This is a genomic window from Mucilaginibacter terrigena (assembly GCF_004168255.1).
Taxonomy (GTDB): Bacteria; Bacteroidota; Bacteroidia; order Sphingobacteriales; family Sphingobacteriaceae; genus Mucilaginibacter; species Mucilaginibacter terrigena.
Genome location: NZ_SEWG01000001.1, coordinates 390,088 through 409,847 on the forward strand (window position 1 = coordinate 390,088; position 19,760 = coordinate 409,847).

The 19,760-nt window shown below is 42.9% G+C and carries 20 protein-coding genes and 1 tRNA gene; 15 read left to right on the plus strand and 6 right to left on the minus strand.

Features of this window, described 5'->3' with window-relative positions; translation table 11 throughout:
- Positions 1–50: 50 nt before the first annotated feature.
- Positions 51–124 (plus strand) — tRNA-His (locus EWM62_RS01615).
- A 239-nt stretch (positions 125–363) separates the two neighbouring features.
- Here the strand turns inward: EWM62_RS01615 and EWM62_RS01620 are convergent.
- A complete protein-coding gene (locus tag EWM62_RS01620; RefSeq protein ID WP_129874892.1) occupies positions 364–747 on the minus strand; it encodes a winged helix-turn-helix transcriptional regulator in 384 nt (127 codons plus the stop codon).
- A 152-nt stretch (positions 748–899) separates the two neighbouring features.
- Here EWM62_RS01620 and EWM62_RS01625 point away from each other — a divergent pair, with 152 nt between their 5' ends.
- The 10 genes from EWM62_RS01625 (at position 900) to EWM62_RS01670 (ending at position 13,773) form a co-directional block, all read left to right on the plus strand.
- Positions 900–1,427: a dihydrofolate reductase family protein gene (locus EWM62_RS01625; RefSeq protein WP_129874893.1), complete on the plus strand. Its 528-nt coding sequence runs from the start codon at positions 900–902 to the stop codon at positions 1,425–1,427.
- Between the two features lie 5 nt (positions 1,428–1,432).
- Positions 1,433–1,753, plus strand: a complete 321-nt coding sequence (locus tag EWM62_RS01630) for a putative quinol monooxygenase (RefSeq protein WP_129874894.1) — start codon at positions 1,433–1,435, stop codon at positions 1,751–1,753.
- Positions 1,754–2,026: 273 nt separating this feature from the next.
- Complete coding sequence (locus EWM62_RS01635) at positions 2,027–2,623, plus strand: RNA polymerase sigma factor (protein ID WP_129874895.1); 597 nt, start codon at positions 2,027–2,029, stop codon at positions 2,621–2,623.
- Between the two features lie 75 nt (positions 2,624–2,698).
- Positions 2,699–3,820, plus strand: a complete 1,122-nt coding sequence (locus tag EWM62_RS01640; RefSeq protein WP_129874896.1) for a FecR family protein — start codon at positions 2,699–2,701, stop codon at positions 3,818–3,820.
- Between the two features lie 311 nt (positions 3,821–4,131).
- Complete coding sequence (locus EWM62_RS01645) at positions 4,132–7,320, plus strand: TonB-dependent receptor (protein WP_238989257.1); 3,189 nt, start codon at positions 4,132–4,134, stop codon at positions 7,318–7,320.
- 19 nt (positions 7,321–7,339) lie between these two features.
- Positions 7,340–8,833 carry a RagB/SusD family nutrient uptake outer membrane protein gene (locus EWM62_RS01650; RefSeq protein ID WP_238989258.1) on the plus strand — a complete coding sequence of 498 codons (1,494 nt, stop codon included), beginning with the start codon at positions 7,340–7,342 and terminating at the stop codon, positions 8,831–8,833.
- A gap of 42 nt (positions 8,834–8,875) precedes the next feature.
- Positions 8,876–9,880, plus strand: a complete 1,005-nt coding sequence (locus tag EWM62_RS01655) for a TolB family protein (protein ID WP_203234956.1) — start codon at positions 8,876–8,878, stop codon at positions 9,878–9,880.
- Between the two features lie 112 nt (positions 9,881–9,992).
- The gene (locus EWM62_RS01660; RefSeq protein ID WP_129874898.1) at positions 9,993–10,997 is read left to right on the plus strand and encodes a TolB family protein; all 1,005 of its coding nucleotides are present in this window, start codon (positions 9,993–9,995) and stop codon (positions 10,995–10,997) included.
- Between the two features lie 275 nt (positions 10,998–11,272).
- A complete protein-coding gene (locus tag EWM62_RS01665; RefSeq protein WP_129874899.1) occupies positions 11,273–12,385 on the plus strand; it encodes a DUF2911 domain-containing protein in 1,113 nt (370 codons plus the stop codon).
- 158 nt (positions 12,386–12,543) lie between these two features.
- Positions 12,544–13,773, plus strand: a complete 1,230-nt coding sequence (locus EWM62_RS01670) for an MFS transporter (RefSeq protein ID WP_129874900.1) — start codon at positions 12,544–12,546, stop codon at positions 13,771–13,773.
- A 51-nt stretch (positions 13,774–13,824) separates the two neighbouring features.
- Here EWM62_RS01670 and EWM62_RS01675 read toward each other — a convergent pair whose 3' ends face one another.
- The 5 genes from EWM62_RS01675 to EWM62_RS01695 all read right to left on the minus strand — a co-directional run bounded on the left by EWM62_RS01675 (position 13,825) and on the right by EWM62_RS01695 (position 18,010).
- A complete protein-coding gene (locus tag EWM62_RS01675) occupies positions 13,825–15,474 on the minus strand; it encodes a serine hydrolase domain-containing protein (RefSeq protein WP_129874901.1) in 1,650 nt (549 codons plus the stop codon).
- 140 nt (positions 15,475–15,614) lie between these two features.
- Positions 15,615–15,974, minus strand: coding sequence for a DUF2200 domain-containing protein (locus tag EWM62_RS01680; RefSeq protein WP_129874902.1), 360 nt, complete (start codon positions 15,972–15,974; stop codon positions 15,615–15,617).
- 79 nt (positions 15,975–16,053) lie between these two features.
- On the minus strand, positions 16,054–16,440 hold the full coding sequence (locus tag EWM62_RS01685; RefSeq protein WP_129874903.1) for a hypothetical protein: 387 nt from the start codon (positions 16,438–16,440) through the stop codon (positions 16,054–16,056).
- 57 nt (positions 16,441–16,497) lie between these two features.
- Positions 16,498–17,106, minus strand: coding sequence for a hypothetical protein (locus EWM62_RS01690; protein ID WP_129874904.1), 609 nt, complete (start codon positions 17,104–17,106; stop codon positions 16,498–16,500).
- A 52-nt stretch (positions 17,107–17,158) separates the two neighbouring features.
- A complete protein-coding gene (locus tag EWM62_RS01695) occupies positions 17,159–18,010 on the minus strand; it encodes a methylated-DNA--[protein]-cysteine S-methyltransferase (protein ID WP_129874905.1) in 852 nt (283 codons plus the stop codon).
- 219 nt (positions 18,011–18,229) lie between these two features.
- Here EWM62_RS01695 and EWM62_RS01700 point away from each other — a divergent pair, with 219 nt between their 5' ends.
- From EWM62_RS01700 to EWM62_RS01715, 4 genes are all read left to right on the plus strand, one after another.
- The gene (locus tag EWM62_RS01700; RefSeq protein ID WP_203234957.1) at positions 18,230–18,667 is read left to right on the plus strand and encodes an RrF2 family transcriptional regulator; all 438 of its coding nucleotides are present in this window, start codon (positions 18,230–18,232) and stop codon (positions 18,665–18,667) included.
- Positions 18,668–18,749: 82 nt separating this feature from the next.
- Positions 18,750–19,130 (plus strand): group III truncated hemoglobin, encoded by a 381-nt coding sequence (locus EWM62_RS01705; protein WP_129874906.1) that lies wholly within the window; start codon positions 18,750–18,752, stop codon positions 19,128–19,130.
- Between the two features lie 10 nt (positions 19,131–19,140).
- Positions 19,141–19,431 carry a cupin domain-containing protein gene (locus EWM62_RS01710; protein WP_129874907.1) on the plus strand — a complete coding sequence of 97 codons (291 nt, stop codon included), beginning with the start codon at positions 19,141–19,143 and terminating at the stop codon, positions 19,429–19,431.
- 17 nt (positions 19,432–19,448) lie between these two features.
- Positions 19,449–19,745, plus strand: coding sequence for a cupin domain-containing protein (locus tag EWM62_RS01715; RefSeq protein ID WP_129874908.1), 297 nt, complete (start codon positions 19,449–19,451; stop codon positions 19,743–19,745).
- The last annotated feature ends 15 nt before the right edge of the window (positions 19,746–19,760 follow it).

The following is a 19,760-nucleotide window of genomic DNA, read 5'->3' on the forward strand; positions in this document are numbered from 1 at the left end:
AATGCTTTGCATATTGGGTTAAGATTTCTATTTTTGCAACCTCCAATACGGTAGATGTAGCTCAGTTGGTTAGAGCATCGGTTTGTGGTACCGAGGGTCGTGGGTTCGAGCCCCATCATTTACCCTTTAAAGGGGCAAGGTCTTAAAATGAGATTTCTGCCCCTTTTTTTTGCCCGGAACTATTTGTTTCCAAGGCATACAACAAACGTAGCCTCGTACATTTTTTTGTTTCGATTTCTTCCTCAGGATTGTTACTTTTTACTTGTCTGAGTTGTTATTACGCAGTTAATAAACAAAAAGTGGTAGATTAATGATACTGCAATTAGTTTAGCGGACAAAATCACTTTCGTTGCTACCCGCTGCCTAAAATTGCTGATCCGCAGCCAAAGTGATCTTTTTTCCATCTGCGTACATTTTCCCCCAGTTACATAAGCTGTCCAAAATTGGAACCAAATCAATACCCTTATTGGTTAAAATGTACTTTATACCTGTTGGAACAGTATTCGGTATTTCCCTTTTTATCAAAATTGCGTGGCTTTCCAATTCTTTTAGTTGTCTTGCTAATACCGTTTCAGAGATATTGGGCAATTTTTGTTGCAAGAGATGAAAACGATCATAGCCCTGGGAGATATAGTAAACAATTTGTCCTTTCCAACGCCCGCTAATCATACTTATAGCTGAATTGCGCTCACAAAGTTGGAACAAAGATTGTTCATTGGCATAGTCGGTCGATTCTTTTTTTCTCATCATTGCAAATTTTCTACTAACAATTTTGTCAGGTATTGTGCACCGGGCAAAACGTTCACAATTTTACCACAGATTTAATTGCGTTTTAATTAGTATTTGTTTTAATACGCATTAACAAACACCAATTTACTAAACTATTAATAATAGAAGCAATGAAAATTAGCATTTACATAGCAACCGCTGCAAACGGACTTATTTCAAATTCAAGAAATGTACCTGATTGGCTTTCTCCTGAGTATGGCCAGGGCATGTATGCTATAAGTCAGAAATTTAAAGCGGTGATTATGGGTAAAACTACCTATAATATTATTGCACCCGATTATTTACCGCTTAAAGATGAAGGGACAACAGTTGTATTAACTACAGACGAAACTGCAAAGTCTGATAATCCAACTATAACATTTACAAATGACAGCCCAGCTGAAATTAAGCAAATATTAGAATATAAAGGTCATACCGAAGCGGTAATAATTGGAGGAACAATGACCATCAGTCAATTCATGAATGCCGGATTAGTTGATGAAATTTACTTTATTGTAGAGCCTGTATTGTTTGATAATGGATTGCCACTATTAAAAGATGTAGTTGGCGAATTCAAACTTAAGTTGTTAGACGTATCGAAATTAAACAACAATACCGTTCAGCTTCATTACCTGATACAAAAAACAAATAACCTTTAGCTTGCATGTGTGCCAATTTAAAACCGGTAACAGTTGTTATAACATGCGCAATAAGGCCTGGTAAGATGGCATTTGCGAAAAAAGCACTTAATGCGGTAATTAAAACGGTAATTAAAAAAGAAAAGGATTGCCGGGGAATTCAGGTTTACGATGATCCCAAAAACACCCTTCGCCTTTTAATTATCGAAAAATGGGCCTCTGAAGAAATTTTCCTCGGCCCACACATGCAAACGCCGCACATGATAGCATTTATGAAGGTGGCCGAGTCATTTGTGGATGGTAAGGCGGAGTTTACTTTCTGGAATGAAATTGGAAATAAGGCCTAACGTTGCCCTGTTTAATCACCGGTGAGCCTAAGATCATCTGTGTGGGTAACAATCCGCGGAAGCTGCAAATTATGGTGCGTTTTTATCCCTCTCTATATACACTGCATGGTTAAGCTTGTCAACCTCAAAGGGCAACAAAATGCAGCTTGGCATTCAAGACAAAATTATTAAAAGCCAATGTTGACGTAACTGGTGAAATTAAATAATATCTCACATGCTATGATGTTTGATAATTAACTTAACATTCTTTTATTATTTGCATAACTTTATCCAATGGCTTACCCCGGTTTAAGTGTGTACCAAAAATATACCGACCAGGAGTTGTTCGATTTATTACAGTCGGGCGACCAGGTAGCCTATACCACAATTTACGAACGGTATATTTTTACGCTGCTTAATCATGCGTTCAATAAAACCCGTAACCGTGAAGAAGCAAGGGACATAGTACAGGAAGTTTTTACCCGGCTTTGGGCCAGGCGCCAGCAAATTCAAATCACTACAAATCTCGCGGGCTTTTTATATACATCTGTTCACCATATTATTATAGACCAGTTTGTGCACAGTAAGGTAAAAGATAAATACTTTGCTTCTATTTTAGCATTTGCCGCTCAATCTCATGAAGCTACCGACCACCGCACCCGCGAAAATCAGCTTGCCGCTATTATTGAAAAAGAGATTGCTGGTTTACCGCCCAAAATGCGCGAGATATTTGAATTAAGCCGTAAACATCACCTTAGCCATAAAGAAATAGCCGAACGGCTGAATATAGCCGAACAAACTGTTAGTAAACAGGTAAGTAACGCGTTAAAAATATTGCGTTTTAAGCTTGGCATTATAGCCTACCTGTACTTCATTATATGGCATAAATAAATTTAACTTTTATCTACCTGTTAACGCTTAGGTGCTCGTCTTACTATTATAAAAGGATAACATCCACGCTACAGTATGACCGAGACTAAACTTAAGGAACTTTTAAAACGCATTGAAGACGGTACAGCAACCGATGAAGAAAAAGCCTTTATAGAAGGCTGGCTGCTTCAGTATTCCGACGGGAGCGACAAGGCTTACCAACCCGCAGAGATACTGGCCGATGCCGGTATAGTTTGGGATAATATCACCCCTCGCAAGCTTACGCCCGCTACTAAATCCATGTGGCCCCGCATTGCTGCCGCCGCTTCAATTATCCTGGTACTGGCAACAGGCGGTTATATAGTGCTTCAAAAGCAAGCCGCTCAAAAACAAATGGTTACGAATATCGAACGCCTGGTACCCAGGCAGTCGGGTTTGGTACTCACCTTAAACACGGGCAAAAAAATAGCATTGGATCCGGCAGCGCATGGCAATACCCGCGTAGCGGATGGCACACAGCTGCACCAAAAAAATGGTGAAATAAGTTACGATGCCGGTAAAGCTAATAGCAATGAATTGTTTACACATACACTCACCAACAATAGCGGCAATAAATACAGCTTAATTTTGGCCGATGGTACCGAGGCTTACCTGGATGCACAATCAAGCATTACCTATCCCACCAGTTTTAAAGGCAAGCAGCGCGAGGTAAGTGTAACCGGGCAGGCTTATTTTAAAGTGAAGCATAGCGCGGCTCATCCATTTTTAGTACACGTAAAAAATCAAACTATTGAAGATATAGGCACCGAATTTAATATACGTGCTTACGAAGGCGAGGCGGCAACAACTTTGGTAGAAGGATCAGCGCGTGTACTATTAAACCCAACGGGTAAAGATGTTTTATTAATACCCGGCCAACAAACAGTTGTAAGCGGTAATAAGCTTGTTGTAAAAGAGGCTGATCTGGAAGAAACGGTTGATTGGCTGCAAGGTAAATTGATTTTTAGCCATCGACAGTTAGGAGATATCCTGGCAGATGTGTCGCGTATTTACGGAGTGCAGTTTTCCTGGCAAAATGATGGGCTTAAAGACATCAAATTTAACGGCGCAGTGAGCCGTACGCGTAAACTTGCCGCCATATTGGCTTTTTTCCGCAACACGGGTAAAGTTAACTTTTTAATTCAGGACAACCATGTGCAGGTAATTGAGGCCCAATAGGGTTGCTTTATCATTCAACTAACTAAATTTTAATATCCTAAAAATTAAAAACTATGAAAAAAATTTTACGCTGGTAGGTGTTACCCTTAAAGGTGCCTGAAATAAAAAACGCATCCCGACTTGGACCTCGGGATACGCTGCATGTTCAGGTCACCTTTCTTTTTGCGGCTTGGCCTCAATAAGGAAAATAATATCCGTGTGTTGAAAACAAATTTATTTAACCTGAACAATTCAAATTTATGAATTTAAATGCAGTATGCATAACTACGCACCGTTTATATCTGCGGCGCATAATAATTTTAGTCGTGAAAATGACCACCCTTATGCTGTTGATGACTGTGATGACTGTCAGCGCATCAACTTTCGCCCAAAAGATCACCATTAAGGAAAAAAACGCGAGCCTTGACAAAGTTTTGAAAAAAATACGTCAGCAAAGCGGATACGATTTTGTTTATAGCGACGATATCCTGGAATTAACTACCCCGGTTACAGTAGATCTAAAAGATGCGTCTATTGATGAGGCTTTAAAACAATCATTAAAAAACCAACCTCTGAACTATCTTATCGAAGATAAGTCGGTAACATTTAAATTGAAGGATGGTGCCATTTTACCGGCTACTGCAGGGCAAACTGTTGCAGATGTGCATGGTAAGGTTGTTGACGAAACCGGCCGCCCCTTACCGGGGGCAACCATTACAGTGGTAGGCAATACTAACAAAACCGTAACAACTGACGCGCAGGGCGAATTTACACTTACAGGTATTGACCAAAACGCCAAAATTACTATTTCCTATGTAGGGATGGCCCCACAATCGTTTAATTACACCGGGCAGCAAAACATAACTATAGCGCTTCATCCCGATGCTAAGGAGCTTAACGCTGTTGTAGTAGTAGGTTATGGCACGCAACGCAAAAAAGACCTTACGGGAGCTGTGAGCATTGTGACCTCAAAAGACCTGGAAGACAGGCCGGCCACTAATTTTGGTTATTCGCTGGAGGGAAAAGCAGCAGGCGTTGAAGTTATCCGGCCATCGGGCAAACCGCAGGCAGGGATCTCTATCAGGGTACGTGGTACAACTTCTATAACGGCCGATAGCGAACCATTATATATTGTTGATGGCGTGCAAAGCGCTACAACGTTTGATCTAAATCCGGCTGATATAGAATCTATTACTATACTTAAAGATGCCTCTTCCGCTGCAATTTATGGTGCATCCGGTGCCAATGGTGTGGTTTTGATCACTTCTAAAAGAGGAAAAAATCAAAAGCCGGTATTAACGCTTTCAACATATGGTGGAGTATCAACTGTTGTCAAAAAATTGAATGTTCTGGACAGGAGCCAATATATCGATCTGATGACTGAATTGAACGAGGTGGCAGATTGGACAAAGTATAAGGCCAATACCAACTGGCAGGATGTGATCTTCAGGGATGCTTACGCCCAAAACTACCAACTGGCATTAAACGGGGGGAACGACAATACGCAGTATTATATGTCAGGCGGATGGATCAAAGAAGATGGTGTGGTACGAAACAACTCTGTTAACCGCTACAACTTTAAAGTGAATTTAGACCAGAAAGTCGGTAAGATAGTTAAGGTAGGTACGAGCATACTTTTCTCAAGATGGTTTGACAGAAATGTTGACGACAACAGAGGTTCCGGTAAGGGCGGTGTGATCATGAACCTTTTAACATCTTCACCAGTCATAGATATATTTAATCCTGATGGTTCATTTACCGCCAACCCTTTACGTTTATCATTTAACAATCCGGCGGCTTATACCGATGGAGCCATTAATGGCTATAACAACTCAAGGTTTTTTGGCAATGTGTATGCAGAAGTCAATATCCTGAGCTCCCTTAAGGCAAAATCACTTTTCGGTTATGATTATTCTACCGACCGATATAACTATTTCCTTGATCCGTTTAAAACAGATTACGGCAGGGTAAACAACGGGCTGGCGGTTTTAAGAATGAATCAAAATGCGTATTGGCTCAACGAAAATACGTTGACCTATAAAAAATCAATTGGCAAGCATTCAGTTGAGGCTTTTGGTGGTTTTTCCATGTCCCGGTCTGCTTATGAAGTTTCGGAAATAGAAACTAAAAACTTCTCATCGTCAACAGTAACAACAGTTAACGGTGGATCAGTTATTAATTCTGCAACCGGTTCAAGAAGCGCGAGAACAAACCAGGCCATCATTAGCCGCGTAAATTACGCTTTTGATGACAAATACCTGGTAACCGGAAATTTCAGGGCAGATGCATCATCCGTATTCGGGCCGGATAACCGGTGGGGATACTTCCCTTCTTTCTCTGTTGGATGGAGGCTTTCACAAGAGAACTTCCTTAAAGATGTATCATTTTTAAGTGACCTTAAGATCAGGTACGGCTGGGGTAAAGTAGGTAACGACCGTATTGATGCTTATTCCTATTTTGGGAAAGTTCGCGTTGGCTTTAATTACGTTTTAGGGGGTGTACTTAACTCAGGAACCGGGCCGGATACTCCTGAAAACAGAGACCTGAAATGGGAAACAACGATCCAAAACAACCTGGGTATCGACATTTCGCTATTCAACTCAAGGGTAAACCTGTCTGTTGACGCTTATAAAAAGCAAACCCGCGACCTGTTGTTTGATAAGCCGGTTGCGTTATCAAGCGGCTTTAACGGCGCTTTGCAAAATGTGGGTAACCTCCAAAATAAGGGCATCGAGTTTGCATTGAACACAAAAAACCTGGTCAATGATCTTAAATGGGAAACCAACTTAAATTTATCTGTTAACCGTAACAAGGTGGGTTATATAGCCGACCAGGTGTTACCTGTTGGCGCAATTGAACAACGGGAAGAAGCCGCCATTATCAAAGAAGGCTATCCATTAGGAACTTTCTTCGGATATGTTGCAAAAGGTGTTGACCCACAAACAGGTATGGAGCAATATGAAGATTTTGATAACAACGGCATATTAAACAACGATGATAAACGGGTGATAGGGAATGCCAATCCGAAATTCACTTATGGTGTTACAAATTACCTTAGTTATAAAAACTTCAACATCAACATATTTTTCCAGGGCGTACAAGGCAACCAGATATTTAATGCAACCCGGATAGAAACAGAGGGTTTGAACGATTTCAGAAACCAATCTGTAACGGTTCTAAACCGCTGGACTACCCCCGGCCAGGTTACCAATATCCCAAAAGCCGTTGCTGATGATGTGAGTAATACCCGGATTTCATCCAGATTTATTGAGAACGGCTCATACCTGCGCCTTAAGTCAGCTACGATCGGATATTCTTTTTCACCGGCTATCGTCCAAAAACTGGGTATTCAAAAGCTGGGTTTATATGTCACCGGTGAAAACATCTTTACATCTTCCAAATACAGCGGATTTGACCCTGAAGTAAGTGCTTTTGCCAGTCAAAACGGCGTATCCGGAATTGATTACGGAACATACCCTCAGGTAAGAACATTTATCATTGGCTTAAACGTCTCGTTATAACATTATTAAATTTCAAGAAATGAAAAGGATCAGACAATACTTAATATGGATGATGTGTATCGCAGTATTCGCATCATGCAAGAAATTTCTGGACGTTACTCCGGAATCCAGCGCTACTACGGGAAATGCTTACCAAACTGCAAAAGATATGGAGGCGGCGCTTACAGGCGTTTACAATACTTTGTATCAGGAATATTTTATCTGGGATAGGGTTTTACTGGGCGATGCACGATCAGACAACGCCTACTCCGGTGGAGACGATCAGGAGATCAATCAATATGATGCCCTAAACATATCTTCTTCAAACAGCCGCGCTACGTTTGATTACCGGCAGCTTTTTAATGGGGTAGCCCGCGCAAATTTGGTTATCGATAAGATACAGGGGGTGAACGATCCTCAGCTAACAGATGCCAGGAAAGCCCAAATTACCGGCGAAGCTAAATTTTTAAGAGCTTATTATTACTTTGAACTACTCAAGCTATATGGAAATATACCATTGGTAACCGACTTTGGATCTGTCGACGCATCAGTAGTGAATGTCCCGGCAGCAACTCCCGACGCGGTATACAAACAAATTATAGCCGATTTAAATGACGCGCTTGTTTTGCCTGATGATTATGGTCAGGGCGCTTCGGTAAATAAATCCAGGGCAACTAAAGGCGCTGTAAATTCTCTTTTAGCCCAGGTATACGCGCAAATGCCCAACCCTGATTATAACAAAGTTGTAACGTATTGCAATGCCGTTATTAACAGCCCGGCCGGTTATGATTTGCATCCTATTTATAACCAGTTGTTTGATGGTTCTCATTACATCAATTCCGAGGCTATTTTCGAGGTTCAATTCATTGCCAATACCGCTCAGGCTAACTGGGGGCCGCAATTGTTTTTGCCTCCATCGCTAACCGGAGACGACTGGAGAAAATATTGCACCCCATCGGTAGATTTAGTTAAAGCATACGATAACGAAGGCGATAATGAGCGCAAGAACACAAATATTTTGATGGCCAATGCAGAGTGGGCGGATGAGTACTGGAAGCCATGTGCATCCGGAGGGCAAATACCGTTCGTTTTTAAGTGGGAACATGCTAATGCCTACGCAAGCGGCGATTATACCTACCTGATCCGCCTGGCTGATATTATATTATTGAAAGCCGAAGCCCAAAACGAATTAGGCAATATATCAGGAGCCGATGGCGCGATTGCACTCTTAAATAAAGTACGCAGCCGTGCGCACTTGGCAGGCAAAGCCGTCAGCGATAAAGAAACCGTTAAAACCTACATCCTGAATGAGCGCCGTTTAGAACTTGCGTTTGAGGGATCCAGGTTTAACGACCTGGTAAGGGCAGGGAAATTTACCAGTACAATGAACGCCTTGAAGGAGTACAAACTAAACTGTGGAAACGCCGACCGCGAACTGGTTAATTACGCGGCCAACAACGATAAGACGTTACTTCCTATCCCGGCAAGCGAACTTAACAGGAATAATAAATTAAAGCAGAACCCCGGTTATTAAGTGATCGTTCATAATCTGCAAACATTTTTAAACTTAAATAAAATGAAAAGAATTTTAATATTATCACTGGTTTTAATAACCGGGATGTTGGGCGCTTGCCAAAAAGAATTAAAGAACAGCATACCGTTCGATCCTGAAGATTTGAAACCGGTTATTGATACGCCATTAAACAGTACAGACCCAAAACCTGCTATTACCGGTAAACTTGTGTACCACAGCTACTCTTGCTACGCTTGCGAGGGCACAAAAATGTACATATATAATTTTAACACTAATACCGTAACCTGGATAAGCCAAAACTGGAATATTGACTACCCTATGAATGCCCATTTTAACCCGGATGGCACTAAGATCGTATTTATGGGCCAGCCGGCCGGCTCTGGCGACTGGGACATTTACCTATGGAGAGTAGGGGATACAGATGCCCCAACAAACCTTACGGCAGGGAATGGTTTAAAGGATGAAGACCCTAAATTTTCACCAAACGGTTACAGAATAGCGTTTAAACAAGACGGCGACCTTAAATTGTTAGACCTTGATGCTAATATAACAGATGTTATCACCAACACGCCTTCAATTGAAGAAGGCATGCCTTACTATAACGATGATGCCACAGGCTTGCTTTTTGCACAGGGGGCGGGCAGCAATTCTGATATTTTTCATATCAATCTCGATGGCTCAAATAAAACTGCTTTAGCAAATGTTGCTGATGTGCAGGAGTATTACCCGATAAAGCGCGACCAAAACACCTTCTTATACAGCAGGTGGTATAGCGCCGACGATCATCACGACCAGGTTTATATGGGATACTTTGCAAACAGCACCCGTACCCGTCTTCCATTCAACAACAACAATGCAGAATATGCCGATGCTTACCCCTGCGGAACCAGTTACGTGATCCTTTCCAGTACGCGGGCCGGTACCTCCGGTGGGTACGATCTGTACATAGCAGATATCACCAGTAAAAACATATGGTCGTTGGGAAGCTATAATGCGGGTATCAATTCGTCTGTAAACGAATTGGGTGCGGCTTATACGCCTAATTAACATGATCTGAATTGTAAACCGAGTTACTTTTTTAAAATAGTCATAACTTAAAATCAAAGAGCTATACATCCAAGATATGATTTCCATTTAACCATATTAAAACTTAAATAACATGAAAAGAATTGTAATTTTAACGCTCGTTTCCTTAACAGGAATGCTTGGCTCTTGCCAAAAAGATTTCAAAAACAAAGCAGTTGTTGAGGCAGTACAAAGTCCAACAGGTACTCACCCCAAAACAAATGCTATACAGGCAAAACCCAGTATTACAGGCAAACTTGTTTACCATAGTTATTCTTGTTATGCATGTGCAGGTACTAAAATGTACATATACAACTTTAACACAAATACCTTAACCTGGGTAAGCCAGAACTGGAATATTGACTACCCTATGAATGCGCATTTTAGCCCGGACGGAACAAAGATTGTATTTATGGGCCAGCCTGCCGGTTCTGGAGACTGGGACATTTATTTATGGACGATTGGATCCGCAAGCGCCCCAACAAATCTTACTGCGGGCGATAATTTAAGAGATGAGGATCCTAAGTTTTCTCCAAACGGATATAGGATAGCTTTTAAGCAGGCCGGTGACTTAAAGTTGATGGAGCTTACGGGCAATATAACCAATGTTGTGACAAATACGCCGGCTATCGAAGAAGGAATGCCATATTACAATGATGATGCTACGGCCCTGCTATACGCACAAGGAGCGGGAAGTTCGTCTGATATCTACAAGATCAATCTTGATGGAACCAATAAAACCGCCCTGGCCAATGTAAGCGGCGTGCAGGAGTATTACCCTATAAAACGCGACGCAAGTACTTTCTTGTACAGCAGGTGGTACAGCAGCACAGATCATCACGACCAGGTTTACATGGGCTACTTTGCCAATAGCACCCGTACACGCTTACCATTTAATAATAACAATGCTGAGTATGCCGATGCCTATCCTTGCGGTACAAATTATGTTATATTATCCAGTACCCGTTCAGGAACAGCAGGCGGATACGATTTATATATAGCCAATATTACAAGTGGCGCTATATGGTCGCTATCGGGTTACAATGCAGGCATAAATTCATCGGTAGATGAACTGGGATCATCTTACACACCCAATTAGTTTTAAAACAACTGATAAAATAATAAAAGCGCATCAACAAAATTGATGCGCTTTTATTATTTCGGCGAATTGAAGATCAACAATATCACAGAAAAGTTATTCGGACGGGGATATTGGTTCGAAGGTTACCCAACTGGATTTATTTACATCCTAAAATGTTTTGATAAGCTGAAAAATTAATTAATCTTTAGAAATAAATGAATATGCCAGTCACTAAAAATTTTTAGTTAATAAGGGATCATAAGCTATAATAATTTAAAATATCATAAATAAACATGAAGAACTATTTGTTTGCCACCATGATGATGCTTGCCTGCTCTTTATCGGCTCAGGTTCCATATAATTCCAGCCTTCCAAACGGGTACACCAAAAAGGCGGTCGTTTCTGAACAGGTTGGACTTACTATGGTTTCCCTTAGCTACCATCGCCCAGCAGTTAACGGGCGCGAGGGGAAAATTTGGGGTCAAATTGTACCTGTAGGCTTTGTAAACCAAGGATTTGGAAACGGAAAACCCACCCCATGGAGGGCCGGAGCGAATGAAAACACAGTAATAGAGTTTAGTGATGATGTAAAAGTTGAAGGGCAACCACTGCCTAAGGGTAAATACGGCCTGTTTATAGCGTACGGCCCGGTGGAGAGCACTGTCATCTTCTCAAAAAAAATTGATGCGTGGGGGTCTTTTTTTTACGATGATAAAGATGATGCCTTACGCGTAAAAGTTAAGCCCCGGCCTGTTGTAAACAACGTTGAGAATTTAAAATATGAGTTTATTGATCAAACACCTAATTCCGCTGTCATTGGGTTGTTTTGGGAGAAACTATCCATACCTTTCAAAGTTGAAGTGGATCTTTTAAAACAACAATATGAGGCTTTACTGGAGGAAACTCAGAACCCCCGGGGCTTTACGTGGCAGGGTTTAAATATTGCGGCAAACTGGAGTTTGCAGAATAATTATAAACTCGAAAAAGGACTTGAATGGGCAACATTAGCCTCTGGGCCAAATTTCCCCGGTGACCCAACATCATTTGCGGCACTTTCAACAAGGGCATCAATTCTTCTGAAACTTGGTAAACCTGATGAAGCGATGGACGTCATAAAAAAGGCGTTGCCCTACGGGAATCCCGGTCAGCTGTTTCAACTTGGCAGACAACTTATTGCTGCAAAGAGTATAACAGGAGCCATGGAAGTCTTCCGGTTTAATTATGATAAATATCCAGATCAGTTTATTGTTTTGGTAGGCATGGCAAGGGCGTATTCTGCCAAAGGTGAATATGCAAAGGCTGCTGAATTTGCCACTAAGGCTTTGCCATTGGCACCTAATGATGCAAACAGACAAGCAGTTCAGGCGATGCTTGACAAGCTTAAAAATAACAGCGATATAAACTGATAATGTATTGATCGTAGAAAGCGGAACATCCATTTAAATCACCAAAAACGATACTCCTGGTATCTATAATTGTTGCCACTATGTAAAAATCCTAAACAAATCAAAAAACAAACCGTTCGGTCTATTAACTTTGCCCGCTATCGAAATTGAAAGCTACCATGACCACACAAAACGATTTACTTGCCGATACCGGTACGCATACTTCGCAGATAAACGATAGCAACCGTAAGCGGGCAACCATACTGGCTTTCGCGCTGGTACCGTTATCGGGTTTGGCTACAGATATTTACATCCCGTCGTTCCCCAGTATGGCCAATGCCTTTAACACCAATTCGGCCGGGATACAATATACCATCATCTGTTTTTTGTTGAGTTACGGCATCTCTCAGCTGTTTGTGGGCTCTATTGTAGATAGTTTTGGGCGTTACCGTATCAACCTTGCCGCATTACTGGTGTTGGCTTTAAGCAATGTTGTGATCATATTTACTACCGATATCCACATGGTTTATTTGATGCGGGTATTGCAAGGCACGGCAACGGCGTTTATTATTGTAGGTAAACGAGCCTTTTTTGTTGATGTGTACACCGGCGAAAAGCAGCGGCATTACACCAGCATGTTATCTATAGTTTGGGCTACAGCGCCCATATTAGCGCCCTTTTTTGGCGGCTATATTCAAAAAAGCTTTGGCTGGCAGTATAACTTTGTTGTTTTGGGCGTGTACGCCCTGGTTATGTTTTTGCTGGAGTTTTTTTACAGCGGCGAATCGATAAAGGTAAAGCAGCCGTTTCATTTGCGGTCGATATTTAAAGTTTACCGCAAGCTTGTTTTGTCGGTAGATTTTAGCCTGGGGATAGTGATATTGGGCATCTGCTTCGCTATGGTTTTGATATTTACCATGTCGGCACCATTTATTGTCGAGCATAAGTTTCACCTGTCGTCTGTCACCACCGGGTATTGCGCGCTGCTTTCGGGCCTGTCGTTATTTGTAGGCGGCATATTAGGCAAAACCATTAAGGCGGGCACGCTATTTAAACGGCTGATATTAGCCAATGTTATCCAACTGGCGTTAGTAGCACTAATGTACAGCTTGGGTACCCATAAGGCTGGCTTGTTAGTATTGCTGATGTTTGTAATACCTATAACTACTATCGGCGGCTGTGTTTATAATATATTTTTTACCTATTGTTTAACGCGTTTCCCGCTAAACGCCGGTGTGGCCAGCGGCTTAACCAGTGGTGGGGCATACCTGGTAACATCGGTTGTGGTATCGGCTCTGCTGGGTGTTATTACAATTGCAGATCAATCGTCGCTTGCATCAGGCTATATTATATTGGGGCTGGGCATAACAATGTTCTTGCTTTTGATACGGAAGAAACTGGCATACTAATAAGTAACCCAAAATGCCCCCAGTTTCCTGAGGGGGTATTTTGTTAACAGATCAACGCGTAAACTTAATATGGGTTACTACCGGGTTACTGTAATCAAGCGTTGTTACCTTACCCGCCTTATCGCGGATAAAGCGCAGGAACACCCCGCGGATCTGAAATGTATCCGGGTAAACGGGTTTGCATTCAAACTCATGGTCGGGCGCGTCGTTTAGGCGTGCTATTATGCCATCCTTCCCCGGTTTAATATCCATAACAGCGTTAAGCTCGTCGCTTTTGTACCGCCCGGTAAACACCTGCATATCGGCTTCGGTTGGTTTAAAAGGCTGTGCGCGGCGATATCTTGTAATTTTTCCCTCCATCGACTTCATTTCCAATTTATCGGGCGACAGAAAGTTAAGCTCAAACTTATCCTGCGACATAAAAAACACCGATGCTGCCCAGCGCCTATAATGCCCTTTAGATACGGGGGCAAGGCCGGGCCCGCCCGCTACACGGAACCTGTCGCGGTCAACGCTAAAAGATATGGGGTCGCCGGTTTTTTCGTTAAAGAACAACCCGGTTAACTTGTTTGCTTCGGCAAGGTCGTCGCCGGTAAGGGTGGGTGGGGGGCCATCTTCGGGCACCGGCGCTGCCGATGAGTTTACATATAAAGCCAGCAACCGGTGCCCCAGGGATGTAGCTGTTTGCGTATTAGAGTTGCATGCCACCACAATTGAAAGTCCCTGCGATGGTATACGGCCCATCCAGGTATGGTAGCCCGCCGCGCCGCCCGAATGCCACACCAGTTTAGTATCGCGGTAAGGGTCTATCAGCAAACCACGTGCATAGCCAAGTACCCTGCCGTTATTAAGCCTGGAAGGCTCCTGCAGCTTTTCGGTCACAAAGTTGCCAAGTTTGCCGCTTGTAAGCACATCGTTCCAGGTGATCAGATCGCCCGAGGTGCTGAAAATTGCGCCGCCGCCCCGGTCGTTACCCAAATACATGCTTGCCTTCCATCCGTTACCATTCTTTGCATAACCAAGCGCGCGGTTCGGGATAACCTGCTGCATATCCGACACGTAAATAGTCTTTTTCATGCCAAGCGGCTCGAAGATCCGTTTACGCATGTAGTCGGCGAAGGGCATTTTGGCAACACGGGCGGCTATCTCGGTAAGCAATACAAACCCACTGTTAGAGTAGCTCCACTCATCGCCCGGTACAAAATTAAGGCCGCGCTGGCGCATGATCAGGCTTAAGGCAGTCGGGTCGCCCTGTGCCAATGGCAGCATCCCTGTCCAGTCGCGGATGCCGCTGGTATGGGTAAGCAACTGGTCTACGGTTATCTTATGACCATAGTTGGGCAAGCCGGGTAAGTACTTATGGATATCATCTGTAAGGGCAAGCTTTTTATCCTGAACCAAAAGCAGCACCGCCGCGGCGATGAACTGCTTACGGGTTGAGCCAATATCAAAAGCTGTTTCGGGGCTGATAGGGGTGCCCCGCTCCAGGTCGGCAGCGCCGTAGGCACCACTGGCAACCAGCTTGCCGTTTTGCGATATGGCGCATGTGCAGCCGGGTGTTGCAAGGGTGGCCCAGCTGAAGAGTTTATCAACCTCGGCTGCTTTATCCTGCGCAAAGGCTGGCAGGCTTAAGAATAAAATAACCGCCAGCAAAGGCAGCCGGAAAATAATTTTTGATGAGTTGATGTTGTTGAGTTTCATGCTTGCAGGAATAAAATGTTTTATATATAAAGTACTTTGAAATTCAAAGTTATTAGATATGCTTTGTATTTCAAAGTGAAATCTTGTTTTTTTATTATTTGAAAATTTAAGGCTGTTTTTTTAGTGAACAAAGGGGGGGGCTACCGCAATATCTTCTCCATCTTCCTGCCGTTGGCCAATTCGTCCACGATCTTATCTAAATACCTAACCTGCTGCGTTAAGGGGTTTGTTATTTCTTCAACCCGGTAACCGCATATCAATCCTGTAATAAGGCCCGCATTGGGATTTAGCGATGCTGTTTGAAAGAAGGTTTCAAAAGTTGCCTTTTGTTCGATCAACTCTTGTATCTTTTGGTCATCAAAGCCGGTTAGCCACGTTATTACCTGGTGCAGTTCTTCTTTTGTACGGCCCTTCCTTTCCACCTTTGCCACATAATGGGGGTATACGGATGAAAAAGTCATTTTTGCAAAGCGCTCGTCGTGTTTGGAGGTGTCGTTCATGTTATCAGGTCTTTGTTATACCAAAATAACATAAAAATTTAATAAGCTAAAATTTACCGGCAGGCAACCCCCGAGTTTATTAGCTAATGGGGTAAGCGCCCCTTAGCCGTATATCGTCGGCCACAATGCGTTCTATCATCTGGCTGTGCGATGGGCTATCGTCTGATGCATTTACATCTATAGCCCCATAATTATTCAGCGCGTCGGCGGCTTCCTGGGCTTCGCGTGTCGAGTTGGCATGAACAGTTACAATAGATCCGCTGCGCCCTAACGATGCAAAATGCCGGGCCTGCTTTTCATCGTCTATCAGGTTAGTGAAAAAAGCACCTATGCGGTCATGCTCATCTGTTTGATCTCCGTGCGTGTGGATGTCAATATTCTCGCTGGTGAACCCGTTGCCTAACAGGTACGAACTCACTTCCTCTGCCAGGTTAACATCGTCAAAAATTCCAATTACTGTTATCATTATCAGATAATGAAAATACAGCGTAATTGTTTTAGCTGTAAAAGTATCATGTTCAACCTATGCCATTTGTGGTATAAAACCAGCATCAAACATATTGACTATAGAGCGTGGGGTAAGAACAGGCAGCGTATCTGTTTCGGGAATATTTATAGTGTTATCATAACCTCCCGGCAACCACAGGTGCAATTGCTTATTTTTTAACAAATAAGAATGATTATTTAAAGATATGAAAACGCCATCCCGAAGCATACGCGGGTCTGCATTATAGGTTACTTTTGAACCGTCGGCAGCTATCCGTTCGGCATGGATGATCTCGTCTATGCGTGCCAGTGGTGTTTTCATATCAAAACCGTATTGCGGGTTGCCTTTTATCCAATAAGCTTTAAAGCGCCTGTTATCGGCGTAGCGGCATTCGGCGCAGGGGCGGTGCCCTGCCGAAAAGGCGGTAGCCTCGTCCAAAAAGAATAGTTCCGTCCAGCGGTTGGGCTGCATTATCTTTCGGTGCCTGCCTTTAAATTGCAATGCGCAGGTTATCCATGCCTTTAATTTATAAGGCCGCACTATTTGCTGGTGTGCATTATGTATTACACCGCGATTGCCCAGCCAGGCACCCCGCTCGGGTGTTTTAATGATGCATCCGTATGGATCTACCCTGTTTTGAAACATGTATCTGATTTAGCTTGAATTAATTGTTTCGGCCATTGATTTACGAGGCCCGCTAAGCGGCGCTTTCTTTTAAGGCCGCTTCCCAGCCTATCATAGCGTTTTTACGCGCCGGCCCCCAGTGGTACTGGCCAACCTCGCCGGTAGACCTTATAACCCGGTGGCAGGGTATCAAAAATGCTACAGGATTACTCGCCACGGCCGATCCCACGGCCCTTGAGGCTTTGGCGCTACCCGCGTTATTTGCCAGCGCGGCGTAACTGGTAAGCCCCCCGGCAGGTACCTTTAATAAGGTTTCCCATACTTTTATCTGAAAATCCGTACCCTTCAGGTGTAATTTTATCTCGTCGAGGTGCTGCCAATCCTGGTTAAAAATGTATAACGCGTTTTGCTGTATCAGGTCTACCACCTGGCTGTACCGCGCATTGGGGAAGTTTTGTTTTAGCAAGCCGAAGGCATTTTCTTCTCCATCATCTGTAAAAGCCATATGGCAAATACCCTTGTGGGTTGATGCTACTATCACTTTTCCAAAAGGTGTATCGGCAAACGAGTAATTAATATTAAGGGCCGCTCCGCCGTTTTTATATTCACCGGGTGTCATGCCTTCTACCTTAACAAACAAATCGTAAAGCCTGCTTGTACCAGACAGGCCTGTTTCGTACGCGGTATCAAGCAGATTAGCGCCGGTATGTTTCAATATCCCTTTGGCATGCTCAATACTCAGGTACTGTAAAAATTGCTTTGGTGTTACACCGGCCCAATCCTTAAACATCCGCTGAAAATGAAAGGGGCTAAGGCTAACGTGTTCGGCAACCTCGTCCAGGCTGGGCTGGTTTTTATAGTTTTCTTTAAAGTAGCTTATGGCCCGGGCTATCCTGTTATAATCTAATTCCTGTTGAGTTTTCATAAAATCCTTATTTATTATACAACAAAAGTACCCTGCCCGGCCACGGTACACAACCCGTTTATTGCTGTGTTTGATACTCTACTAACTGTATATCTTTAATGGTAAAGAAAGCCCTGCAATTTAAATTATTACAACTTAAGGTTTAAAGGCAATGATGAAATAAATAAAGATAAAAATATCTTTTATTATCCACATAACTATTATATTTGCATCTGCGTTATGGGAATGTTTTCAAAAACCTGCGAGTATGCATTAAGGGCGGTTTTCCTGATCGCCCACCGTACGGCTGATGGCGGTAGGGTAGGGATAAAGGATATTGCGGCAAGCATCGATTCGCCGGAGTATTTCCTCGCGAAGATATTACAGGACCTGAGCAAAAGAGAGATAGTGCAATCTGTTAAAGGCCCCAACGGCGGCTTTTATATGGATAGCAAAAACCTTAGCCGCCCACTGGCCGATGTTGTGGAAGCTGTTGACGGTAACAGCATATTTACCGGTTGCGCCCTTGGGATGCCCGAATGCTCATCAAATAAACCATGCCCGCTTCATAACAACTTTATGAATGTACGAAACCAGCTTCAGCAAATGCTTACTTCGGTAAGTATAGGGCAGTTTAACGAAGAACTTAACCTGGGCATCACACATCTTAAAAGATAATTGATCATATAAATTAAAAACTGAAAAAGTAAATAATAATTTAGGATAAAAAGGTATTAATATATTATAATAATTATCAATCATGACAGATATTGAAGATATAAACTCCATTAAAGTAATTGTAGATGCTTTTTACATCAGGGTGCGCGAAGATGAAGTGCTGGCGCCAATTTTTATGAACGCAATACCCGGCGATTGGGGGCCGCATCTGAATAAGATGTACGGCTTTTGGAATGCCGCGATGTTTGGTGTACAGGGTTACAAAGGCAACCCCTTTGCCCGGCATGTGCCCTTACCTATAAGCAGGGAACATTTTGAGCGATGGCTGATGCTTTTTGGCCAAACTGTAAACCAATATTTTAACGGCCCTGTTGCCGAAGATATTAAAAAACGTGCGGGGCTGATGTCTGAAATGTTCCAGGCAAAACTGGCGGTTGTGGACCGGACAAAGGTTATATTTTAAACATACCAATATGGCTGAGGTGGATAAGGAAAATATGAAGGTAGTGTATTTGGAACTGGCTGCAGGAACCAGCATGCCCAGGCATATTGCCACCGGAGATGCCTGCCTGGTGGTAGAAAAAGGCATGGCCTTACTCATTTACCGGGACGAAACCCGCGAGTTAACAAAAGGCATTGTTACCGTTATCCCTGCCAACCAACAGCATATGCTAAAGATAATTAAAGATTTTAAGGCTTATATAGTGCTTACGGCTAATGCGGATATTGAGTATCCTGTTTTTGGAAGCGATTGTATAAGTTAAAATAAAATAATAATAACATGATCATAAAAGACATATTAGACCAATTAACATTATCTGATAGACCGGTAGCACGGGTTATCAGATCCAGCCCCCAGTTTAAAACGCTAATAATTGCGTTAAAGGCTGGTATGGTGTGGCCCAACCATAAAGCCACGCTGCCAACCATACTTATTGTAACCGAAGGCAGTGTTGTTTACAAAAAAGGCGACCGGCAGGTGCAATTAAATAAGCACGATGACTACCAGATCCCGGTAGATATCATTCACTCGCTCAAAGCAGAGGAGGATAGCATTTGTATTTTGATACAGGGTTAAAGCACAGGCAATTTT